Source organism: Luteimonas rhizosphaericola, from assembly GCF_029888045.1.
Taxonomy (GTDB): domain Bacteria; phylum Pseudomonadota; class Gammaproteobacteria; order Xanthomonadales; family Xanthomonadaceae; genus Luteimonas; species Luteimonas rhizosphaericola.
Window position 1 is genome coordinate 283,869 of the sequence record NZ_JARXRN010000025.1, and the last position, 16,593, is coordinate 300,461.

The window sequence follows — 16,593 nt, forward strand, 5'->3', positions numbered from 1 at the left end:
GCCACCTGCACGTCGCCCGATCGCGCCGCGATGCGCGATCATGGGCACCCGCCCGGAGCGCCCCATGCCCACCGCCCACCTCAGCCTCGGCAGCAACCTCGATCCGGAGCGGCACCTGCGTGCGGCGATCGCGGCGCTGCGGGCGCGCTTCGGCCAGGTGCGGGTCTCGCGCGTGTACCGGTTCCCGGCGGTGGGGTACGACGGTCCCGATTTCCTCAATGCCGCGGCGTCGCTCGAGACCGACCTGTCGCCGGATGCGCTCAACGCCTGGCTGCACGCGCTGGAGGATGCGCACGGCCGCGACCGCAGCGGCCCGCGCTACAGCGACCGCACGCTCGACATCGACATCGTGCTCTACGACGACCTGGTCGCCGAGGGCGCCGGCCACCTGCGCCTGCCGCGCGACGAGCTGCGCCATGCCTTCGTGCTCAAGCCGCTGGCGGAGATCGCGCCCGACGCCGTGCATCCCACCGCGCGGCGCACGGTGGCCGACCTGTGGCGCGCGCATGCCGACCACGACCGCGCGTTCGAGGCGGTGGCGCTGGAGCCGGTCACGCACGCGGGGTGAGCCCGGCGGGCGTGCGCCGGGCGCCGGCGTCGCGGCGCGTTGCAGCGACCCGCGGCCAGCGCCCCGGTCACATCCGGCGCGCCCGCGCGGTCGTGGACATGACATCCGTCAATTGCCGGCGCCGGGGCGCCGCGGCACGATGGCGGCCATCCACGGAGGCGACACCATGTTCGACAAGTTCTCGCGCAGTTGGGACCTGGTCAAGGCCAGCGCTTCGGTGCTGCGCTCGGACAAGGAACTGATGCTGTTCCCGGTGATCTCCGGCGCGGTCACCCTGGTGGTGCTGGCGACGTTCCTGCTGCCGGCGTTCGCGCTGCGGATCTTCGCCGACGGCTTCGGCCTGGGCGGCGTAGTGTTCGGCTTCCTGTTCTACTTCGTGCAGTACGCGGTGATGATCTTCTTCAACTGCGCGCTGGTAGGCGCGGCGATGATCCGCCTGGACGGCGGCGACCCGACCCTGGCCGACGGCTTCAACGCGGCGAAGGCGCGGATCCCCGCGATCCTCGGCTACGCGGCGATCGCCGCCACCGTCGGCGTGCTGCTGCAGGGGCTCAAGCAGAAGGACAACTTCCTGGTGCGGCTGATGGGCAGCGTACTGGGCGCGGCCTGGACGCTGGCCACCTTCCTGGTGGTGCCGGTGCTGGTCTCGCGCGACATCGGTCCGATCGATGCGCTCAAGCAGAGCGTGGCGCTGCTCAAGCGCACCTGGGGCGAGAACGCGGTCGGCCAGGTCGGCATCGGCGCCGCCTTCGGCCTGATCACCACGGCGGTGGCGATCGTCGGCGCGGGGCTGGCGGTGCTGGCGGCGCAGGTCTCGTTCGCGCTGGCCATCGTGGTGGGCGCGCTGGCCCTGCTGGCGGCGCTCCTGGTGGGCGTGTACCAGGCGGCGCTGAGCGGCATCTATTCCGCGGCGCTGTACCGCTACGCGGTCTCGCACGAAACGCCCGCCGCGTTCCGCGGCGCGGACCTGGAGCACGCGTTCCTGCCGAAGGCGTAGGACGACCATCGCCCGTGTCCGCCTGCACGGGCGCAAAACCGGGGTGGCGCAAAACCGGGGTCAGAGTCGACTTTTTTCCAGATGTGACGGGACGTCAGGTAAGGCGGGAAAAGTCGACTCTGACCCCGGGTTCCGGTTTCGCGGATCCCGGCTTGCGACCTGCACGCATTCCGGCGCCAACGTCCACACGCGTCGGCGCCGGCTCAGGTGCCGGATCCCGGGCCGCATCCTCTATAGCGGCGAGCGTCCGCCGTCCACGGCCACCGTCGAGCCCGTGATGTAGGTGGCGTCGCGCAGCAGCCACAGCGCCGTGGCGGCGATCTCCTCCACCGTGCCGGTGCGACCGAGCGCGGTACGCGCGAGGATGCGGTCCTGCAGCGCCGCGTCGCCCGCCTCGTCCGGCCACAGGATCGCACCGGGTGCCAGCGCGTTGACCCGCACATCCGGCGCGAGTGCCGCGGCCAGCGCGCGCGTCATCGCCTCCAGCGCGCCCTTGCTGGTGGCGTAGGCGACCAGGTCCGCGCGCGGCTGGCGCGCGTAGACGTCGCTGAGGTTGAGGATCGCGCCGCGGGTGGCGGCCAGGTGCGGCGCCGCCGCCTGCGACAGGAAGAACGGCGCGCGCAGGTTGGCGTCCATCAGAGTGGCCCATTGCGCCGGGGTCACCGTGGCGACCGGGGTGGGGAAGAACGCGGCGGCGTTGTTCACCAGCGCGTCGAGCCGGCCGAAGCGGCCGACGGCCTGCGCCACCAGTTCGGGCAGCCGGTCGAACTCGGCCAGGTCCGCCTGCAGCACCAGGGTGCTGCCCGCACGCCGGGCCTCCAGCCGGGCCGCCAGCGCGTCGGCTTCGGCACGCGAGCCGCGGCAGTGCAGGACCACCGCGTAGCCGGCCGCGTGCAGCTGCTGCGCGATCGCGGCGCCGAGGCGGCGCGCGGCGCCGGTGACCAGCGCTACGGGGGTCGGTTCTGGCATGGGAGCGCTCGCGATTGCCGGTATCCTGTGCATTGTCGCCGCTGACGCCGCACGATGCCCGAAACCCCGCTTCCCGACGATGCGCGCGCCCACAACGCGCGGCTGCAGGCGCTGATCCGCGAGCAGATCGCCGCCGCCGGCGGGGCGATCCCGTTCTGGCGCTTCATGGAGCTGGCGCTGTATGCGCCGGGGCTGGGCTACTACAGTGCCGGCGCGACCAAGTTCGGCGCCGCCGGCGATTTCGTCACCGCGCCCGAGCTCGGCGCGCTGTTCGCCGAGTGCGTGGCCGAGGCGCTGGCGCCGGTGCTGCGCCAGCTTGGCCCGGATGCGCGCATGCTCGAGATCGGCGCCGGCAGCGGCCGGTTCGCCGCCGATGCGCTGTCGCACCTGGACGCGCTGGGCGCGGCGCCCGGGCGCTACGCGATCCTCGAACCCAGCGCCGACCTGCGCGAGCGCCAGCGCGCGCACCTGGCGCAGGCGCTGCCGCCCGCGCTGCACGCGCGCGTGGAATGGCTGCAGGGCCCGATGCCCGACGACTGGACCGGCGTGCTGTTCGCCAACGAAGTGGTCGATGCGCTGCCCACGCCGCGGTTCTCGATCCTCGGCGGCGAGGTGTTCGAGGAACACGTGGCCCTGGACGGCGACCGTTTCGTGCGCAGCGACCGCCCCGCCGACGCGCTGCTGGCGGCCGCCGTGCGCCATGTCGAATCGCAGCTGGACGCGCCGTTCGCGGACGGCTACCGCTCCGAACTGCTGCCGCAGCTGCCGTACTGGGTGCAGGCGGTGGCGGGCGGACTGAAGGCGGGCGCGCTGCTGTTCGTCGACTACGGCCATCCGCGACGCGAGTATTACGATCCGCGCCGGCCGGACGGCACCCTGCGCGCCTTCCATCGCCACCAGGTGGTTGCGGACGTGCTGGCGCGCGCGGGCCTGCAGGACCTCACCGCCTCGGTCGATTTCACCGCGCTCGCCGAGGCCGGCACCGGCGCCGGGTTCGGATTCGCCGGCTACTGCACGCAGGCCAGTTTCCTGATCGGCAACGGCCTGGCCGCGCGGGTGGACGCGCACGAAGCGCGCGCCACCGACGAGGCCGCGCGCTACGCGCTGCGGCAGCAGGCGAAGCTGCTGACCCTGCCCGGCGGGATGGGCGAGCGCTTCCAGGTGATGGGCTTCGCGCGCGACGTCGATCTCGATGCCGCGTTCCTGTTCGGCGACCTGGCGTTCCGGCTGTGACCCGGCGCCGCGTCGGGCGTTCGCTCAAGCCGCTGCGGCATCCGCGGCTGTGGTGCGCGCTGTGGTGCCTGGCGATCGCGGCGGTGGTGGTGGTGTCGCTGATGCCGCCGCCGCCGATGCCCGACTTCGAGGACAGCGACAAGTGGTCGCACTTCCTCGCCTACGCGGTGCTCGCCGCATGCGCGGTGCAGCTGTTCCGCAACTGGCCGGCGCTGCTGGGCGCGGGACTGGGCCTGGTGCTGCTGGGCGTGGGGATCGAGTACGCGCAGGACGCGTTCACCGCCGACCGCATGCTCGACATGCGCGACGGGCTGGCGAACACGCTGGGCGTGATCGCCGGCCTCGGCACCCGCCTCACCCCGGCGCACGACCTGCTGCTGCGGCTCGACGGGCGGCGCGAGAACGCCGCCTAGCGCAGCGCGCCCGCGCCTCAGCGCGGCACCAGCTCCATCCGGTCCAGCACCCACATCGTCGGACGCGTGTCGCCGGTGGCGATCAGGCACAGGTCGGCGCGTCCGACGTCGGCGCCCGCGTCGGGCAGCGGCAGGTCGAGTTCGATGAACCCGTCCGCGCCCGGCGCTTCGGGCAGGGGCAAGGACGCGACCGGCTCGCCCTCGCAGCCGCCGGTGCGCAGCAGCAGTTCGCCGTGCGGCGACTGCGCCGGCTCGAACCGGCGCGCCGGCTCGTCGTGCGCGAGCTGGAAGTAGTACGGCAGCCGACCCAGCCGCACCTTCGCCGAGGCGATGCCGTCCAGCTCGGCCCCGGCCCACAGCCAGCACGGGCGGAAGATGGTGACGTTGAAGATCGCGCGCTCGCCGTCGGGCGGACCGTCGTCCTCCAGCCGCAGCAGCAGCCGGCCGGTGTCCGGGCACGTCGCCATCTGCTCGTCGCTGCGCACGCGCAGGCGCGCGGCATCGAACGCATGGCGCGAGGCCGGCGCCAGCGCGGTGGTGCCGGCGAAGGCCGCGGCGCGGATCTCCACCGGCAGCGTCGCCTGCAGCGGCGCCTCGTACAGCGGCGCGTCCGCATCGGGATCCCGGCCGTCGGTGGTGTAGCGGATCGCGTAGCCGAGCGGGTTCTCCAGCGTCACCGTCGCCGCGTCGCCCTCGCCGGCCTCGGCGCTGGCCAGCACCTCGAACGGCGTCTGCGCATGGGCGATGTCGAACGCGCGGTAGCGCGCCAGCTGTGCCGGCAGGCGGGTGAGGAAGTCGGCGTAGTCCCTGCGCCCGGCCGGCGACCAGGCCGTTTCCGCCAGCGCGGCCACGCGCGGGAACAGGGCGTGCTGCATCCGCGGCCAGGTGCCCAGGTGCTCGGTCCACAGGTTCGCCTGCACGCCGAGGATGTGCCTGCGCTGCGCCGGCGTCAGCACGGCCGGCACCGGCTCGAACTCGTAGACGGTCTGCAGGGTGACCTGGGCCGGGCGGCCCGGCGGTTCGTTCGGCGAGCCGGTCTGCAGGTAGTCCAGGTACAGGCTTTCCGCCGGCGTCATCACCACGTCGTGGCCGGCGCGCGCGGCGGCGATGCCGCCCTCCGTGCCGCGCCACGACATCACCGTGGCCTGCGGCGGCAGGCCGCCGTCGAGGATCTCGTCCCAGCCCAGCAGGCGCTTGCCCTTGCCTTCCAGGTACGTCTCCAGGCGCTTGACGAACCAGCTCTGCAGCGCGGTCTCGTCGGCGATGCCGAGCTCGGCCATGCGCGCCTGCACGCGCTCGGACTGCTCCCACTGGTCCTTGACCGCCTCGTCGCCGCCGATGTGGACATAGGGCGCCGGGAACAGCGCGACGATCTCGTCCAGCACGTCCTCGATGAAGTCGAACGTCGGCTCGTCGACGTTGAACAGGTACTGGTGCACGCCCCATTCGTTCGAGACCGCCGGCGTGTCGCCCAGCGAGCCGTACTCCGGATACGCCGCGACCACCGCCTGCACGTGGCCGGGCATGTCGAACTCCGGCACCACGGTGATGTGGCGGTCGGCCGCGTAGGCGACGATGTCGCGGATCTGGTCCTGGGTGTAGTAGCCGCAGTATGGCCGCGTCTGCCCCGTCGCCGGATCGGTGCCCGCCTCGCCGGCGGGAATGCGGCAGGCGGCGACCTCCATCAGCTTCGGGTACTTCGGGATCTCGATCCGCCAACCCTGGTCGTCGGTCAGGTGCCAGTGGAAGACGTTGAGCTTGTGCCAGGCCATCGCGTCGAGCAACTGCTTGATCTGCTCGACCGACTGGAAGTGGCGCGCGGAATCGAGCATCAGCCCGCGCCAGCCGAAGCGCGGCGCGTCCTCGATCAGCAGCGCCGGGATGCGCACCGCCTCGCCCTGCGCCGAGGACAGCAGCTGCCACAGCGTGACCGCGCCGTAGAACAGGCCGCGCTCGTCGGCCGCGGCCACGCGCACGCCCTGCGGCGCGACCTCGAGCACGTAGGCCTCGGGGGCGTCGGCGGGCATGGACGGGTCGAGGACGAACGCGATCGCCGGCGCGGTGTCGGCGCCCGCGAGCGCCGGCGTGACACCCTGGGTGGTGGCCACCAGCCCCGCGAACGAGACCGCGACCCGGCGGGCGGCATCGCCCTCGGCGACCAGGTGCGTGCCGCGGTCGAAGCGGAAGCTGCCCTCCCGCGTCTGCACCGAGGCGGGTGCGGGGATCAGCGCCGGGCGCGCGGTCGCTTCGGCCACCGACGGCGCCGGCGGCGGCGCGGGCTCGCGGTCGCAGGCGGCCAGCAGGCAGAAGGACAGGGTCAGCGCGAGGCGCCACGGGCGGCGGATCGGGTTCATCTCGTCTCCTGGATCACGGTCGGACGATAGCGAAAAAAAACGGGCCCGGACGAATCCAGGCCCGCATGGACAACGGCATCGATCTGGGAGGGGACGCCGCGGAACGTCAGAACTGCATGCGCAGCGAGGCCATGTAGCGGCGCCCGGTCCGGTACAGCCCGCGGACCAGCTTCTCGGTGTTCGCCACGCCGGGAACGTCGGCGTAGGTGTAGTACTCCGAATCGAGCAGGTTCATGCCGTCCAGGGTGAGGCTGAGGCTGTCGTTGATCCGGAAGCCGATGCTCGCATCGAGCGACTCGTAGTCGCTGGTGACGAGGAAGTTGCCGCGATCGACCTGGGTGTAGTACTTCGAGCGCCACGAGTAGGTCACGCGCGCGCTCCAGCGGTCGTTCTCGAAGAACGGACTGATGTTGTACTGGTTCTCCGAGGTCCAGGGCATGGGATCGCCGTTGTCGGCCTCGGCGTCGGAGTAGGTGTAGTTCGCGAGGATGCCCAGGCCACCCCACAGGTTCTGCTGGTAGTTGAACGATGCGCCCTGGATGGTGGCCTCGCCGGCGTTTTGCGGACGCGACACGGTGAAATCCATGAGCTGCCCGTTGCTCTCGTTGATGTGCTGCTCGATGCCGGTCGTGTACAGGATGTAGTTGCCGACGTCCTTGCGGAACAGTGTGCCCGCCAGGATGCCGTTCTCGGCGAAGTACCACTCGGCCGACAGGTCCAGGTTGGTGGAACGGTAGGGGTCGAGTTCCGGGTTGCCGCCGCCGCCGGTGAGCGTCTGCGGGCCAAGCCACAAGTAGTTCGACATATCGCCGTAATTCGGGCGTGAGATCACCTTCGCTGCGGAGAAGCGCAGCACGAGGTCGTTGGCGAAGTCGTAGACCACGTTGATGTTGGGCAGGAAGTCGTTGTACTTCTTCTTGACGCTGACCTGCTCATAGGTGTGGACGCCGCCGTTGGCAGCGCTGTTGCAGTTGGCGCTTGCCGTGCACTGCCAGCCAAGACTGTCGGACTCCGTCTGCACGTAGCGGAAGCCGACGTTGCCACGGAGGCCGTTCCATGTGTAGTCCGCCTGCACGTAGCCCGCGTTGACGTCCTCTTCCACCACCCAGGTGTTCTGGACGAAGGACAGGTCGTTGAACGTTCCCGGCGTCGGCATGGTCTGCCAGGGAGCAAGCCATTCCCCTGCGAGGATCCAGTCGGCCAGTGCCCAGCCGTCGATCGTGAACCGGTTGGACAGGTCGCCGGTGTTGCCGAACCCGCTCAGGTAATTGCCCGGAAGCGGGCGTGGCGAGAACTCGGCCGCGGTGGCGTCACCGTAGCCGGCGACCGCGGCGACCGAGACGCCGGCCATGGTCTGTCCGGTCTCGTGCTGGCGCCGTTTCGCGCCGAACCGCACCTGGTAGATGGGCGATTCCAGGCGGATGCCGAAATCGACCTGTCCATACACCTCTTCGTCCCAGGTCGGCTTGGTAACGATGTTGCCGCCCCAGCCGGTGTTCCAGGTGGACGGGCCGCCATCGGGATCCGCGCCCCAGCCGCCGTCGATGCGGAAGGCGTCCGGGTCGGTGAACGGGCTGCCGGCGATGTTCGGACTGGTCGCGGGCGCCGAGCCGTAGTTATAGCCGGCGAAATCCAATCGTGGCGTACCGGTGAGATCGTAGCTGTAGTCCGCCCAGTTCAGGAACTCGCCGAACACCTGCCGGCCCGTGCCGCCGGTGGCCTCGGTCGTGCCGAAATGCCAGGTCGCGAACCAGCGCTCGTCGTTCCATGTGGCCTTGATGTCGTAGGAGTTGGTGTCCACGGTGGCCTGGCGGTTGATCAGGTCGTAGACGGTCAATGCATTGCTGAAGGAGGCCCGCGTGATGACGCCGCCTTCGACGTCGAGGTCGGTCAGCCGCATCAGGCTGTTCCAGGCATTGCCGTTGAAGGCGAACATGGAGTGGCTGATGTTGTCGTAATGGGCAGTGACGTCGAGCGCATTGAACTCGACGTTCAACTTCTCGTGCGGCTTGAACTGCAGGGCCAGCGAGATCGTGTCGCGTTCGCGCTGCTGTTCGAAGTAGTGAGCGCTGATGGAGTTGGGCGCGATCGCGTCGAGGTTCGCCCGCAGCGTCGTCTCGCATTCGCCTTGGCACGCAGGCGGCACTTCCACACCCGCGCCCCAGTCCATGGTCGGGGTGAATGAATTGCCGCCGCCCTGACCCTCGGCGTAGTCCCGCCCTGTGACCGTCCCGTAGGATTCGACGCCGTCCCGGCGGATGCCCTCGTCCGCGCGCTGCGCGGCAACGATGAGGCCGAACGTCTCGGCATCGTTCTTCCAGCCGAACAGCAGCGAGGCCTGGGGATCGCCGCCCTCGATTCGGTCGTTGTACAGATAGCCGACGTGGCCGGCGATGGTGGTCTTGTCGAGGTCGAGCGGCTTTCGCGTGTGCACGATCACGGTGCCGCCGATCGAACCTTCGTCGATGTGCGCCTCTGGCGACTTGAAGACCTCGACCTTGCCGACCAGCTGCGGGGCGAGTAGCGAGTAGTTGAACGTGCGGCCCGGCTGGTCGGTGATGAACCAGTCGGCGGAGGCCACGGTCTGGCCGTTGAGCAGGGTGCGGCTGAGCGCGGGATCGGTCCCGAGGATGCTGATCTTCTCGCCTTGGCCGAAGGCCTTGTCGATGGTCACGCCCGGCAACGAGGAAATCGCCTCGGCGACGTTGGTCGAGGGGAACTTGCCTACGTCCTCGGCGGTGATCACGTCGATGATGGCGTCGGAGTTGCGCTTGGTATCCAGTGCCTGCTGCAGGCTGGCGCGGATGCCGGTCACGACGACGCGATCGAGTTCGGTGGCGCTGTCGCCCGGCGCGGCGGCCGGGTCGACCGCGTCCTGCGCGTTCGCCTGCGCGGCGACCCCGAGGCACGCGGCGATGGCGGCCGACAGCATGGATGTGCGGTGCTTCATGACGGTTCTCTCCATTGCGAAAGTGTGGCTGTGGACGCCGGTGAAGGCGCGCCGGCGCCGGGGCAGTGCCATCTCCTCGCCGCCGGGGGCCGGCGTGGGCGTGGCGGGTGGGTCAGGTCAGCAGGCGGGCATCCGTTCGCTCGTTGTCGTTCTGGTCCTGGTCGAGGTACCAACCGGCGGCGCCGATCACGCCCAGTTGCCCGTGCTCGACCAGCGTCACGGGAATGCGGAGCAGCGCTTCGCGCATCGGGCCCTTGTCCAGGAACCGCTGCACGAAGCTGCTGTGGAGCAGGAAGTCGCGGATCTGCGGCAGGATCCCGCCGGCCAGGGCGACGCCGCCGTGGGCGCCGTACAGCAGCGCCATGTCGCCGACCGCGCTGCCGAGCAGGCCGCAGAACAGCTCCAGCGTGTCGCGCGCGAGCGGATCGTCGCCGGCCTGGGCCGCCGCGGTGATGGTGTCGGGCGTGGAATGGGTGGGGCGGGTGCCGTGCACGCGCGCCAGCGCGTCGTGCAGGCGCACCAGGCCGGGGCCGGAGAGCGCGTGTTCGATCGAGACGTGGCGGCGCTCGCGCAGGAACTCGCGCAGGACCGCCATTTCGGCCTCGGTGGAGACGGTGAGCGAGGCCTGGCCCGCCTCGGTGGCCAGCACCACCGCGCCGCCACGCGAGGGAATGCGCACCGCGGCGCCCAGGCCGGTGCCGGGCCCCACGACCAGGGTCGGGCCCACGGGCGCGCGCTCGGGGCCGGACAGACGCAGCAGCGAATGCGCATCGGCCGAGGCCACGGCATGGGCGACGGCCTCGAAATCGTTCACCAGCCGCAGGTCCTCGAACCCGAGCTGCTCGCGGATGCGCGCCGGCGCCACCGGCCAGGGCAGGTTGACCGACAGCAGCGAGCCGTCCTCGAGCGGATGCCCGGCGCAGGCGATCACGCCACGGCGGACGAGGGCCGGCGCGGGCAGTTCGGCCAGGTAGGCCTCGAGAATGGCGGCCAGTCCGGGGAAGTCGGCACAGGCGAACTTGCGGTAGTGCGTCGGCGCCTCGGGGCTGGCGGTGACCAGGCCGACGCGGACGTGGGTCCCGCCGACGTCCGCGGCCAGGAACGGCGCGGGGATCGGACGGGGGCCTGCGGCGGGCAGCGGGCGGGTCATGGCGGCCAAACGGGCTCCTGCAGGGCTGCGCATCGGCGGCAGCGGCGTCGTCGCAGTGTCGGCACGTCGTGACAACGATGTCAAGCCAGTCCCGGATGACCACGACGGACCGTCACAAATTCTTCACGTGCATGGGATGCCGGCTCGAGAAACACCGCGATCGTTGCCGATATCGCGTTATTCACGCGCTGATTCGCGCCGTGTCCAGTCCATGTCCGACGTCGAAATGCTGCAGGACAACACCATCGGCCGCCATTCGCGTCCCGGCCGGGACGCCCGTCGGTGGCATCCGCGCGCAAAGTATGACAACGTTAGTCACCTTGTCCGGAAGGCAGGACATGAGGGGCGCAGCGGAAATGAGCGAAGCACCGGCCAGCCCGCGCAAGCCGACGATCCGCACCGTGGCCGAGCGCGCCGGGGTGTCGCTGAAGACGGTCTCGCGGGTGATCAACAACGAGCCGTCGGTACTGCCGGCCACGCGCGCGCGCGTGCTGCAGACCATCGCCGAGCTCGATTACGAGCCCGATCCCTCCGCGCGCAACCTGCGCAGCGCCAGCGCGTACGTGATCGGGCTGGTCTACGACAACCCCAACCCGTACCACATCATCGGCCTGCAGAACGGCGTGCTGGCCGCCTGTCGCGAGACGGGCTTCGGGCTGCAGATCCATCCCTGCGACGCGACCTCGCCGCTGCTGGCGGACGAGCTGCTGGAACTGGTCCAGCGCTCGCGCCTGGCGGGCCTGGTGCTGACCGCGCCCATCTCCGAGCGCCCGGAGCTGATCGACGCGCTGGAGAAGGCCGGCGTGCGCGCCACCCGCATCATCGCCGCGGCCGAGGACCCGAAGGACGGCCACCCCTGCGTCTACGTCGACGACCGCGACGCCGCCTACGAGATCACCGAGCACCTGGTGCAGCTCGGCCACCAGCGCATCGGCTTCCTGTGGGGCGGGCAGGAGCACCGTTCGAGCTCCGAGCGCTACCTGGGCTACGAGCAGGCGCTGAAGGACTACGGCATCACGCTGGACAAGCACCTGGTGGTCCCGGGCGACTACACCTTCGACGACGGCTTCCGCGGCGCGCGCCGGCTGCTGGCGCTGCGCGATCCGCCGACCGCGATCTTCGGCTCGAACGACGAGATCGCCGCCGGCGTGCTGGCCGCGGCCAAGTCGGCCGGCATGAACGTGCCCTTCGACCTGTCGATCGCCGGCTTCGAGGACAGCCCGTTCTCGCGCCAGTCCTGGCCGGCGCTGACCACCGCCAAGCAGGCCACCGAGGAAATCGCGCGCCACGCCGCGCGCATGCTCATCGCCGGCCTGCGCCAGGATGCCGCCGCCGCGCACAACCAGGGCTTCGTGCCGCAGCTGGTGGTGCGCGGCTCCACCGCGCCGGTGCGGCCGCGCGGGACCCCCAACGCGAGCGAGGCATGAACGCAGTGATCGAACCCGAGGCGCTGCACGCGCGCGCCGCCGCCACCCGCATGTTCCAGGAGGCGGCCGAGACGCCGTCGGTGGTCGGCGCGCAGTTCGTCGCCAACCGCGACGTGCTCGCCGCGCTCGCGGCCGACCTGCGCCGCCGTCCGCCGGCGTTCGTCGCCACCTGTGCGCGCGGCAGCTCCGGCCACGCCGCCACCTATGCCAAGGCGCTGTTCGAAACCCGGCTGGGCGTGGTCACCGCCTCGGTGTCGCCGTCGATCGGCTCGGTGTACGGCGTGCGCCAGCAGCTGCGCGACGCGCTGTTCATCGCCATCTCGCAATCCGGCAGGAGCCCCGACCTGCTGCGCAACGCCGAGGCCGCGCGCGAGGCCGGCGCGCGCGTGGTCGCGCTGGTGAACGTGGCCGACTCGCCGCTGGCCGGCCTGGCGGACGTGGTCGTCCCGCTGCACGCCGGGCCCGAGCGCAGCGTGGCGGCGACCAAGAGCTACCTCGCCTCGCTGTCGGCGCTGCTGCAGCTGGGCGCGCTGTGGAGCGACGACTTCGCCCTGCTCGATGCGCTCGACAAGGTGCCCGACGCGCTGCGGAAGGCCTGGGACTGCGACTGGTCGGCCGCCGGCGAGGCGCTGGTGCCGGCGCGCAACCTGTTCGTGCTCGGGCGCGGGCTGGGACTGGGCGCGGCGCAGGAGGCGGCGCTCAAGCTCAAGGAAACCTGCGGCCTGCACGCCGAGGCCTACAGTTCGGCGGAAGTGAAGCACGGGCCGATGGCGCTGGTGGGGCCGGGCTTCCCGGTGCTGATCCTGGCCCAGCCCGACCAGACCGAGGCCGGCACCCTGGCCCTGGCCGGCGAGTTCCGCGCCCGCGGCGCCCAGGTATGGCTGGCCTCGCGCGAACCCGGCGCCGACCTCCCCGTGGCCGCGGCGCCGCATCCGGCCTGCGCGCCGCTGCTGCTGGTGCAGAGCTTCTACCGGATGGCGAACGCGCTGTCGCTGGCGCGCGGGCTGGACCCGGACACGCCCCCGCACCTGAACAAGGTCACCGAGACCCTGTGACGATGGCCATGCTCGAAACCGCGCTGGTCAACGCCCGTCTCGTCGGCGACGACGGCATCCGCAGCGGCACCGCCGTGGTCCTCTCCGGCGACCGCATCGCCGCGGTGCTGCCGGCGCACGATCCACGCGTGGCCGCCGCGACCCGGCTCGACCTGGAAGGCGGCCTGCTGGCGCCGGGCTTCATCGACGTGCAGGTCAACGGCGGCGGCGGGGTGCTGCTCAACAACACGCCGACCGCCGAGGGCGTGCGCGCGATCGCCCGCGCGCATCGCCGCTTCGGCACCACCGGCCTGCTGCCGACGCTGATCAGCGACCGCGTGGGCGTGATGCGCGAGGCGATCGCCGCGGTGCGCGAGGCGATCGACGCGCGCGTGCCGGGCGTGCTCGGCATCCACCTCGAAGGGCCCTACCTGGCGCCCTCGCGCCGTGGCACGCATGACGCGCGCGTGTTCCGCGTGCCAGATGCCGACGAGATCGCGCTTGCCACCTCGCTGGGCAACGGCGTCACCCTGATCACGCTGGCGCCGGAACAGGTGCCGGTCGCCACGATCCGGGCGCTGGTCGCGCGCGGGGCGATCGTCGCCGCCGGACATACCGCCGCCAGCTGGCGCGAGGCGCGCGCCGGGCTGGAGGCCGGAATCCGCGGCTTCACCCACCTGTACAACGCGATGTCGCCGCTGCAGGGCCGCGAGCCGGGCACGGTCGGCGCGGCGCTGGAAGATCCGCACAGCTGGTGCGGGATCATCGTCGACGGCGTGCACGCGCATCCGGCCAGCCTGCGCGTGGCGCTCGCGGCCAAGCCGCGCGGCAAGCTGCTGTTGGTCACCGACGCGATGCCGATGGTGGGCGCGGACTCGCCCTCGTTCGAGCTTTACGGCGAAACCATCACCGCGGTCGACGGCGTGGTGCGCAACGCCAGCGGCGCGCTGGCCGGTTCGGCGCTGGACATGGCGTCCGCGGTGCGCAACAGCGTGCGCCTGCTCGGCGTCCCGCTGGAGGAAGCGGTGCGCATGGCCTCGCGCTACCCGGCCGAATTCCTCGGCATCGGCGACCGGTTCGGACGCATCGCGCCCGGCTACGCGGCCGACCTGGTCCTGCTCGACGACACCCTGGGCGTGCGCGCGACCTGGGTCGGCGGCCAGCACGAGCGCCACGCGGCTTGAGCGCGCCGGTGCGCCGCTTCGCCTCGGTCGACGCCCTGCGCGGGCTCACCGTGGCGGCGATGCTGCTGGTCAACACCCCGGGCGACTGGGGCCACGTCTACGCCCCGCTGCTGCACGCGGACTGGCACGGCTGCACGCCCACCGACCTGGTGTTCCCGTTCTTCCTGTTCGTGGTCGGGGTGTCGATCGCGCTGGGGATCGTGCCGCGCGTGGAGCGCGGCGACGACCTGCGCGCGCTGCAGCGCGACGCCATCCTGCGCGGCCTGCGCATCGTGGCGCTCGGCCTGGCGCTGCACGTGGTGGCGTGGTGGGCGCTCGATGCCGCGCATTACCGCCCGTGGGGCGTGCTGCAGCGGATCGGCCTGTGCGTCCTGGTGGCCGCGCCGCTGGCGATGCGCACCTCGCCGCGCGCGCAGTGGGCCCTGGTGCTGGCGATCCTGCTCGGCTACTGGGCCGCGCTCGCGCCCGGGGGCTATGCGCGCTTCGACAACCTCGCCGACCGCGTCGACACCGCGCTGTTCGCGCCGCTGCTGTACGTTTTCGAGCCGGCGACCGGCCGCGGCCATGATCCCGAAGGGCTGCTGTCGACCGTGCCGGCGATCGCGACCGTGTTGCTGGGCGTGCGCGCCGGCGACTGGCTGCGGCGCGGGCAGGTGCGCCGGCTGTGCGCCGCAGGCGTGGCGATGCTGGCGCTGGGCGCGCTGTGGTCGCTGGCGGTGCCGGTGAACAAGGCGTTGTGGACGCCTTCGTATGTGCTGTGGACCGGCGGCTGGGCGGCGCTGGCGCTGGCGGCACTGCACGTGCTGGTCGACCGGCGCGGCTGGCCGGCCGTCGGACGCGTCTTCGGCGTCAACGCGATCGCCGCCTACGCCGGATCGGCGCTGATTGTGTACGGGCTGGTGGCGGTCGGCGTGTGGGGCGCGCTGTACCGACACGGCTTCGCATGGATGGCGCCGCATGTCGGCCCGCGGCTGCCGTCGCTGCTGTTCGCGCTGGCGTTCGTGGCGCTGTGGTGGGCGATCGTGCGGGTGATGGATCGCCGCGGCTGGCACCTGAAGATCTGACGCGGGGGCATGGCGACGTGTCGAGGCGGCGTCGATTCACCGCTCGATCACGGCCGCTGGTGACACTCCGCGCATGCCCGCCTCCCGATCGATCCCTTCCGCCCGCGCCCGCCGTCGACAGGCACTGACCCCGGCCGAGCGCGACGCGATCGAGGCGGGGCTCCGCTACGTCAGCGACACCGCCCCCGGCATCTCGCGCGAGCGCCGCGGCCGCGGTTTCTGCTATCGCGACCCGCAGGGCCAGGCGGTGCGCGATGCCGACACCCTGCAGCGCATCCGCACGCTCGCGATCCCGCCGGCCTACCGCCAGGTCTGGATCTGCAGCTCGCCCATCGGCCACCTGCAGGCCACCGGCCGCGACGCGCGCGGGCGCAAGCAGTACCGCTACCACCCGGACTGGCGGCCGCTGCGCGATGCCAACAAGTTCGACCGCATCGTCGAATTCGGGCGCGCGCTGCCGAAGCTGCGGCGGCGCGTGCGCGCCGACCTCGCGCAGCCGGGCCTGCCGCGCGAAAAGGTGCTGGCGGGCGTGGTCGCGATCATGGCCAGCACCCTGGTGCGCGTGGGCAACGAGGGTTACGCGCGCGACAACGGGTCGTTCGGACTGACCACGCTGCGCAACCGGCACGCGAAGTTCCTCAAGGGCGCGCTGCGGCTGCAGTTCGTCGGCAAGGGCGGGCGCGCGCACGAGGCGGGCATCCAGGACCGGCGCCTGCTGCAGCTGGTGCGACAGATGCACGAACTGCCGGGCCAGCGCCTGTTCCAGTACCGGGACGACGACGGCACCCTGGTGCCGGTGGATTCGGCCGACGTCAACGACTACCTGCGCGAGGCGATGGGCGCGTCGTTCACCGCCAAGGACTTCCGCACCTGGGGCGCGACCGAAGCCGCCTTCCGCCAGCTCGCCGGCACGGTCGTCGAGGAAGGCGAGCGCATCACCGTGGTCGGCGTGCGCAAACAGGTGGTGGAGGCGGTGGCGTCGATGCTCGGCAACACGCCCACGGTGTGCCGCAAGTCATACGTGGACCCACGCGTGTTCGACGGCTGGGAGGATGGGCGCCTGCAGCGGGCGGCGAAGCACGTCCGCGGGCCGCGCCAGTGGGAAGGCGCGCTGCTGCGGTTCCTGGCGCGCGCGTCGCGCACGCGCAAGGGCGCGGCCTGACCGCGGCCGAGGTCGGTGGGCCGGAGGATCGCGCAGGATGGATGAGGCATGCCGGATGCCGGACGCTGGACGCCGGACGTCCGGTGAA

General features: G+C 71.8%; 13 protein-coding genes. 9 read left to right on the forward strand and 4 right to left on the reverse strand.

Annotated features, from left to right (window positions below):
• Positions 1-64 precede the first annotated feature (64 nt).
• Together folK and QFW80_RS10610 are read left to right on the forward strand one after the other, a co-directional pair.
• On the forward strand, positions 65-568 hold the full coding sequence (gene folK / locus QFW80_RS10605) for a 2-amino-4-hydroxy-6-hydroxymethyldihydropteridine diphosphokinase (protein WP_280601880.1): 504 nt from the start codon (positions 65-67) through the stop codon (positions 566-568).
• Between the two features lie 166 nt (positions 569-734).
• Complete coding sequence (locus tag QFW80_RS10610) at positions 735-1,565, forward strand: DUF6159 family protein (protein WP_280601881.1); 831 nt, start codon at positions 735-737, stop codon at positions 1,563-1,565.
• Between the two features lie 231 nt (positions 1,566-1,796).
• Here QFW80_RS10610 and QFW80_RS10615 read toward each other — a convergent pair whose 3' ends face one another.
• The gene (locus tag QFW80_RS10615; RefSeq protein ID WP_280601883.1) at positions 1,797-2,534 is read right to left on the reverse strand and encodes a pteridine reductase; all 738 of its coding nucleotides are present in this window, start codon (positions 2,532-2,534) and stop codon (positions 1,797-1,799) included.
• A gap of 54 nt (positions 2,535-2,588) precedes the next feature.
• Between QFW80_RS10615 and QFW80_RS10620 the strand changes: the two genes are divergently transcribed.
• Complete coding sequence (locus tag QFW80_RS10620) at positions 2,589-3,767, forward strand: class I SAM-dependent methyltransferase (protein WP_280601884.1); 1,179 nt, start codon at positions 2,589-2,591, stop codon at positions 3,765-3,767.
• A complete protein-coding gene (locus QFW80_RS10625; RefSeq protein ID WP_280601886.1) occupies positions 3,764-4,180 on the forward strand; it encodes a VanZ family protein in 417 nt (138 codons plus the stop codon). Before QFW80_RS10620 ends, QFW80_RS10625 begins: the two co-directional genes overlap by 4 nt.
• A gap of 17 nt (positions 4,181-4,197) precedes the next feature.
• Here QFW80_RS10625 and QFW80_RS10630 read toward each other — a convergent pair whose 3' ends face one another.
• From QFW80_RS10630 to QFW80_RS10640, 3 genes are all read right to left on the reverse strand, one after another.
• The gene (locus QFW80_RS10630; RefSeq protein ID WP_280601887.1) at positions 4,198-6,534 is read right to left on the reverse strand and encodes a beta-N-acetylhexosaminidase; all 2,337 of its coding nucleotides are present in this window, start codon (positions 6,532-6,534) and stop codon (positions 4,198-4,200) included.
• Between the two features lie 106 nt (positions 6,535-6,640).
• Positions 6,641-9,484 (reverse strand): TonB-dependent receptor, encoded by a 2,844-nt coding sequence (locus QFW80_RS10635; protein ID WP_280601889.1) that lies wholly within the window; start codon positions 9,482-9,484, stop codon positions 6,641-6,643.
• Positions 9,485-9,596: 112 nt separating this feature from the next.
• On the reverse strand, positions 9,597-10,634 hold the full coding sequence (locus QFW80_RS10640) for a glucokinase (protein ID WP_280601890.1): 1,038 nt from the start codon (positions 10,632-10,634) through the stop codon (positions 9,597-9,599).
• A gap of 356 nt (positions 10,635-10,990) precedes the next feature.
• Between QFW80_RS10640 and QFW80_RS10645 the strand changes: the two genes are divergently transcribed.
• The 5 genes from QFW80_RS10645 (at position 10,991) to QFW80_RS10665 (ending at position 16,505) form a co-directional block, all read left to right on the forward strand.
• Positions 10,991-12,061 (forward strand): LacI family DNA-binding transcriptional regulator, encoded by a 1,071-nt coding sequence (locus QFW80_RS10645; protein ID WP_280601891.1) that lies wholly within the window; start codon positions 10,991-10,993, stop codon positions 12,059-12,061.
• On the forward strand, positions 12,058-13,116 hold the full coding sequence (locus QFW80_RS10650; protein WP_425603548.1) for an SIS domain-containing protein: 1,059 nt from the start codon (positions 12,058-12,060) through the stop codon (positions 13,114-13,116). Before QFW80_RS10645 ends, QFW80_RS10650 begins: the two co-directional genes overlap by 4 nt.
• Positions 13,117-13,124: 8 nt before the next feature.
• The gene (gene nagA, locus QFW80_RS10655) at positions 13,125-14,279 is read left to right on the forward strand and encodes an N-acetylglucosamine-6-phosphate deacetylase (RefSeq protein WP_280602217.1); all 1,155 of its coding nucleotides are present in this window, start codon (positions 13,125-13,127) and stop codon (positions 14,277-14,279) included.
• Positions 14,276-15,343, forward strand: coding sequence for an acyltransferase family protein (locus tag QFW80_RS10660; protein ID WP_280601893.1), 1,068 nt, complete (start codon positions 14,276-14,278; stop codon positions 15,341-15,343). The genes nagA and QFW80_RS10660 overlap by 4 nt, the downstream gene beginning before the upstream one ends.
• 73 nt (positions 15,344-15,416) lie before the next feature.
• Positions 15,417-16,505 (forward strand): DNA topoisomerase IB, encoded by a 1,089-nt coding sequence (locus QFW80_RS10665; RefSeq protein WP_280601895.1) that lies wholly within the window; start codon positions 15,417-15,419, stop codon positions 16,503-16,505.
• The last annotated feature ends 88 nt before the right edge of the window (positions 16,506-16,593 follow it).

What these genes read in the sequence shown, in the direction of transcription:
- folK (WP_280601880.1), top strand. Translation starts at nt 65, where the DNA reads ATGCCCACCGCCCACCTCAGCCTCGGCAGCAACCTCGATCCGGAGCGG.
- QFW80_RS10610 (WP_280601881.1), top strand. Translation starts at nt 735, where the DNA reads ATGTTCGACAAGTTCTCGCGCAGTTGGGACCTGGTCAAGGCCAGCGCT.
- QFW80_RS10615 (WP_280601883.1), bottom strand. Translation starts at nt 2,534, where the DNA reads ATGCCAGAACCGACCCCCGTAGCGCTGGTCACCGGCGCCGCGCGCCGC.
- QFW80_RS10620 (WP_280601884.1), top strand. Translation starts at nt 2,589, where the DNA reads ATGCCCGAAACCCCGCTTCCCGACGATGCGCGCGCCCACAACGCGCGG.
- QFW80_RS10630 (WP_280601887.1), bottom strand. Translation starts at nt 6,534, where the DNA reads ATGAACCCGATCCGCCGCCCGTGGCGCCTCGCGCTGACCCTGTCCTTC.
- QFW80_RS10635 (WP_280601889.1), bottom strand. Translation starts at nt 9,484, where the DNA reads ATGAAGCACCGCACATCCATGCTGTCGGCCGCCATCGCCGCGTGCCTC.
- QFW80_RS10640 (WP_280601890.1), bottom strand. Translation starts at nt 10,634, where the DNA reads ATGACCCGCCCGCTGCCCGCCGCAGGCCCCCGTCCGATCCCCGCGCCG.
- QFW80_RS10645 (WP_280601891.1), top strand. Translation starts at nt 10,991, where the DNA reads ATGAGCGAAGCACCGGCCAGCCCGCGCAAGCCGACGATCCGCACCGTG.
- QFW80_RS10650 (WP_425603548.1), top strand. Translation starts at nt 12,058, where the DNA reads ATGAACGCAGTGATCGAACCCGAGGCGCTGCACGCGCGCGCCGCCGCC.
- nagA (WP_280602217.1), top strand. Translation starts at nt 13,125, where the DNA reads ATGCTCGAAACCGCGCTGGTCAACGCCCGTCTCGTCGGCGACGACGGC.
- QFW80_RS10665 (WP_280601895.1), top strand. Translation starts at nt 15,417, where the DNA reads ATGCCCGCCTCCCGATCGATCCCTTCCGCCCGCGCCCGCCGTCGACAG.